Origin of the sequence: Sodaliphilus sp. (assembly GCF_045598405.1) — a bacterium.
Taxonomy (GTDB): Bacteria; Bacteroidota; Bacteroidia; order Bacteroidales; family Muribaculaceae; genus Sodaliphilus; species Sodaliphilus limicaballi.
Genome location: NZ_JAZLLZ010000147.1, coordinates 1 through 4,736, shown reverse-complemented (window position 1 = coordinate 4,736; position 4,736 = coordinate 1). Strand labels below are relative to the sequence as shown.

Annotated in this window: 5 protein-coding genes and 3 tRNA genes; 3 read left to right on the top strand and 5 right to left on the bottom strand. The window is 42.3% G+C overall.

The window, feature by feature from the left end; translation table 11 throughout:
• Positions 1 to 142: 142 nt before the first annotated feature.
• Both ACKI3C_RS10335 and ACKI3C_RS10330 read left to right on the top strand, forming a co-directional pair.
• Complete coding sequence (locus ACKI3C_RS10335; RefSeq protein ID WP_407404722.1) at positions 143 to 991, top strand: RNA polymerase sigma factor RpoD/SigA; 849 nt, start codon at positions 143 to 145, stop codon at positions 989 to 991.
• A 304-nt stretch (positions 992 to 1,295) separates the two neighbouring features.
• On the top strand, positions 1,296 to 2,219 hold the full coding sequence (locus ACKI3C_RS10330) for a magnesium transporter CorA family protein (protein WP_407404720.1): 924 nt from the start codon (positions 1,296 to 1,298) through the stop codon (positions 2,217 to 2,219).
• 82 nt (positions 2,220 to 2,301) lie between these two features.
• Here the strand turns inward: ACKI3C_RS10330 and ACKI3C_RS10325 are convergent, their stop codons facing one another.
• The gene (locus ACKI3C_RS10325) at positions 2,302 to 3,030 is read right to left on the bottom strand and encodes a leucine-rich repeat domain-containing protein (RefSeq protein WP_407404718.1); all 729 of its coding nucleotides are present in this window, start codon (positions 3,028 to 3,030) and stop codon (positions 2,302 to 2,304) included.
• A gap of 375 nt (positions 3,031 to 3,405) precedes the next feature.
• Between ACKI3C_RS10325 and ACKI3C_RS10320 the strand changes: the two genes are divergently transcribed.
• Positions 3,406 to 3,606 carry a hypothetical protein gene (locus ACKI3C_RS10320; RefSeq protein ID WP_407404716.1) on the top strand — a complete coding sequence of 67 codons (201 nt, stop codon included), beginning with the start codon at positions 3,406 to 3,408 and terminating at the stop codon, positions 3,604 to 3,606.
• On the opposite strand, the gene ACKI3C_RS10315 is transcribed toward ACKI3C_RS10320, so the two are convergent.
• From ACKI3C_RS10315 to ACKI3C_RS10300, 4 genes are all read right to left on the bottom strand, one after another.
• On the bottom strand, positions 3,603 to 4,214 hold the full coding sequence (locus tag ACKI3C_RS10315) for an ADP-ribosyltransferase (protein WP_407404714.1): 612 nt from the start codon (positions 4,212 to 4,214) through the stop codon (positions 3,603 to 3,605). The two genes, ACKI3C_RS10320 and ACKI3C_RS10315, sit on opposite strands and share 4 nt — an antisense overlap.
• 219 nt (positions 4,215 to 4,433) lie before the next feature.
• Positions 4,434 to 4,517: transfer RNA gene (locus ACKI3C_RS10310), tRNA-Leu, on the bottom strand.
• An 11-nt stretch (positions 4,518 to 4,528) separates the two neighbouring features.
• Positions 4,529 to 4,601: transfer RNA gene (locus tag ACKI3C_RS10305), tRNA-Gly, on the bottom strand.
• A 9-nt stretch (positions 4,602 to 4,610) separates the two neighbouring features.
• Positions 4,611 to 4,683: transfer RNA gene (locus ACKI3C_RS10300), tRNA-Gly, on the bottom strand.
• Positions 4,684 to 4,736 lie beyond the last annotated feature (53 nt).

The following is a 4,736-nucleotide window of genomic DNA, read 5'->3' as shown; positions in this document are numbered from 1 at the left end:
AAAGATACAACATTCCGGCGACATTCCTGTGTACTACAATTTGATTTTCGGGAATGCCGCTATTGAAAACCAGCGATTTAGCCGCCAAACACCCCCGAAAATTCATTAAAAAAAGTTTCAAGGGGTCAAAGTTGGGTTAAAGATTACACAAACAATCACCAACCGTGACAGCCAGATTCTCGACAAGTATCTTACCGAAATCAACCATATCAAGCAGATTGATATGGATCGTGAGGTTGAACTCGCTCAACGCATACGCGAGGGAGGAGATGATGCACAAGCGGCAAGAGACGAGTTGGTGAAGGCCAACTTGCGTTTCGTCATCTCTGTTGCCAAGCAATATCAGAATAACGGAATCAGTCTGTCAGACCTCATCAACGAAGGTAACATCGGCCTTATCACTGCCGCCGAGAGATTTGACGAGACACGCGGCTTCAAGTTTATCTCTTATGCCGTGTGGTGGATTCGCCAAGCTATCCTTCTAGCACTGGGCGGACAATCTAACATGGTGAGAATACCGCTCAACCAAGACGGATTGAGAAACCGCATCGCAAAGGCGTCGTCGCAATTCGAACAACTCAACCAGCGTCGCCCCACAAGCGAGGAACTGGGCGAGATGCTCGCCCTCTCACCCACAAAAATCGATGACGCGATGAGAGTGTCGGGGCATCACGTGTCTTTTGACGCTCCGTTCAACAGCGATGACGACGGCACTATGCTTGATGTGATCGCCAACGACAACAGCCCGATGGCCGATTCCAACCTCGACAAGCAATCGCTCAACAGCGAATTGCAGCAAATGCTTGCACAACTCCAGCCACGTGAGCGTGAAATCGTCAAGATGTCTTTCGGCATCAACTGCCCCGAGATGTCTCTCGACGAGATCGGAGCGCAATTTGACCTCACGCGAGAGAGAGTGAGACAAATCAAGGAAAAGGCTCTTCGCCGCCTTAGGGCAAAAAGAACTGATACTCTCAGAGCATACCTCTGATATTAATGGCATCTTTGGGGTTTATATAAATGCAGGTGGGAATATGAAACCCACCTGTTTTTTGCTATCCAAATATCCAGTCGCGCCATTTTTACCAATAATCATACACATTTATTCAAAAAAATGACGTAACTTTGCATCATAGAAACCAAATTTATAAATTATATGGACGACACGGTTCCGAAAGACTTTTTAAATTACAAACTTAACATCACACTAAATAACTAGCAAGCAACGGGCTATCGGCAGCCTGTCTTTCTTTGCTGGGTGATTTAGTGCACAGAAACAAAGGAGACAGACTGAAATGAAAGAATTTATCCTTTTCGGCAAAGGCTTTGAGAAAGTCGAAAGCTGGCAGGATGGGTGTTGGATCAATATGCACAACCCATCGGCAGGCGACCTGAACTACTTGAAGGAACTCAATGTTCCCAAATCATTCATCAGCGATATCCAGGACGTCGATGAACGACCTCGCACCGAAAGCGATGGTGACTGGAGGCTAACCATACTGCGACTACCGCGAGAAACTAACGATGTAGATATCCCCTATTCCACCATCCCTTTAGGCATCATCACAAACAACAAACTGGTCATCGTGTTGAGTTTCTTCAACAATCCCGTTGTTAACGATTTCATCCAATACAACAAAAACAAAGGGGTTAATATCAACAACAGGCTCACACTCATCTTGAGACTCATCATGTCTTCGGCCGTGTGGTTCCTGAAATTCCTTAAACAGATTAATGTGAACATTAATGCTGCCGAGGACGACCTTGAACGCAAACTTCGCAATGAAGACCTGTTAAAGATGAGAAACTTACAGAAAAGTCTCGTGTATTTCAACACAGGAATCAGGGGCAACGAGTCTCTGCTCATGCGCTTAAAATCTCTCTATCAGAACTCCGGTTTGCTCGATACTGACATGGTAGAAGACGTGCACATCGAGTTGCAGCAGGCATTGAACTCGGTGAACATATACAGTAACATTCTTTCAGGCACGATGGAAGCATTTGGTTCAATCATTTCAAACAACTTGAACCAAATCATGAAACGCATGACAAGTATCACAATTATTCTCCAAGTGCCCACATTAATTGCAAGCCTCTATGGCATGAACGTGAGGTTGCCACACGAAGAACAGCCATGGGCATTTGTAGCAATCATTGCAACGTCTATACTACTCTCGGCCAGTGCATTCTTCCTGTTCAAAAAAATCAAATGGTTCTAAACGAGTAATCATAAAAAAACAAAATGAGATACAGAGCAAATTTGTATCTCATTTTGTTTATTAAAAATGACTATCTACTAGTTTATTCTTCAATTATATCCTTAAATTCAGCGGGGCTCCAATGCTCACGATAAGCTTCGCTAGAGCCGATGGGTACATATAGCGTGATATTCTTTACAGCATCAAAAAAATGCGGTGTTACTTCCACATCCATAGTCTCAGGATCATCTACCATAATGTGTAACTCACGCAAACTTCCCTCACCGAATTTATCGCTCAAAATCATCAGCGACTCTATAGTTTCAGGCAAATACACAGCCTTCAAGTAAACAGCATCGTCAAAGACGCCTAAATCAAAATGAGTCATTCCATAGGGAACAAGATATGAAACTTCCTCCTTGCCAGCAGGATAATGAAGCAAGCACGACATATCCTTATTGTACAGCACACCATCCCAATCGCAAAAGCAAGGGTTATCTTCATCGACAGTTATAGAGCGCAATTTAGAGCACCCCTTGAATGCCATGTCCCCAATGCTTGCCAATGATGCTGGAAACACAATGGAAGACAAACTAGAACATCCATCAAAGGCACAAGCATCAATGCTTGTCACCGAATTGGGTATCTCTAATGATGTGAGATTTCTACAATGGTAAAATGCACTGTGCCCAATGCTTGTAACCGAATTAGGTATCTCAACCGACGACAGATTGCATCCGAAAAATGCATAATATCCAATTTCTGTCACGCCATCAGGTATAACATAATGCCCGTCGTAACTCGTCTCAATTGTAATAGTTTTTTGTTCCATAGTTTACGATATATTATACACAGTATTTTGTCAAATGCCAAATCGAAAAGACATTTTTTGGAGGGGTAATGATAGAAAACAAATCGCACAAAAAAAATTGTAGTGTAAAATTAATAAAAAAAACTACAATGACCCTTCAATTATTCCAATTAATTTACCATAAACATCACATTTTAGAACAACCCTTATATTCCTCCCCAAAAATCCAAGTATTTTTTTTCAGTAATTGCCTGCAAGCGATTCATGATCCAGACAGGAGCAACTATGCATGGTGACAACAGCTCCATCATGTAACATATATGCCGTGTTCGGAGAGTGGATATATGGATAATTTTTATTAACTTTGCAACGACTAACAATTTTAATTAGCATGTTATGGAAATAAAACTTGCAGATGGAGGTTATATTACCGACAAAGAAATTCTTGCATTGTACGAGACTGCCCGTAAAAATGCCGAAGCAAACGCCTTAGTGACAAAGCCCGCGCCCAGAAAGCTAACTCCCGAGGAACAAGCGTTTCAAGAACGCATTTCGGACAATATATTCGCTTGGCAAGACGAAGATGACGAAGACTAGACCTCTTTCAATTTAAATACAACACATTCGTCATTTACGATTGCACTTACAAGACTAAATTTGCTCCCTTTATCAAACAGGACTTCCTTTTGTTTAGGGAGCGAACTTTTTATACCACCAAATTGCGACATATCACTAATTATGCGCCCGTTATTACCTTGAATTTCAAGCATTATTTTTACTTGGTTTTTCTTAATATTCATGTGGTTGAATCTATCAAGCGCAATACTCCTTTCGGTTGATGTAGAAGTAAAACCGCTAAATGTTGCTACCCCTGACTTTAATTCAGTCATAAACTGATTGCACTTTTTCGGGCTTAACACCATTGTGCGATATAGTTTGGTATCATTTGAACACACGGGCATTTTAGACAATAAAGATAGTAGTTCAGAAAATGCCTTATTAAAACCATCAAGATTACCCTTTCTAAGTTGGTTATTGAGTTGCCTATATGCTGAAACGTCTCCACGCGTGTAATGGTATATTGCAGCTATCTCGGTCGTGGGTATATCAGAATATTTTACCTTAAAAAAATATATCCACCGCAAACTCCATCGGTCCTTTTGTTCTGTGCGCTCTTGAAATTTTTTTTCGTTATTAGAGTACACGTTTACGGCAAACGGCAAATCAATGTATTGAGTATTGCTTTAATAAAATACGGCATCGTACTCCAGCCTTTTGCTCTCTCTATATTATTCTCAAGCCAGTTGGTAAAGTTGCTGGGCAGTTCCTTCACCTCGTTGACGATTGCAACTCCGTTTCCTTGCCCTGCAGAATGTCAAGTGTATATACACAAAAAAACCGGCAAGAATCCTTACCGGCTTTCGTGTCCAAGATGAGACTCGAACTCACACGCCCAATCGGGCACTACCCCCTCAAAGTAGCGCGTCTACCAATTCCGCCACCTGGACATTCGGGTTTGAGCGAAAAACGGGACTCGGACCCGCGACCTCGACCTTGGCAAGGTCGCGCTCTACCAACTGAGCTATTTTCGCATTTGTTTGAGCGAAAAACGGGACTCGGACCCGCGACCTCGACCTTGGCAAGGTCGCGCTCTACCAACTGAGCTATTTTCGCATTAACTTTATCACTTGCGTGATGCCATTCATTTTATTCAAAGAACTTGAGCG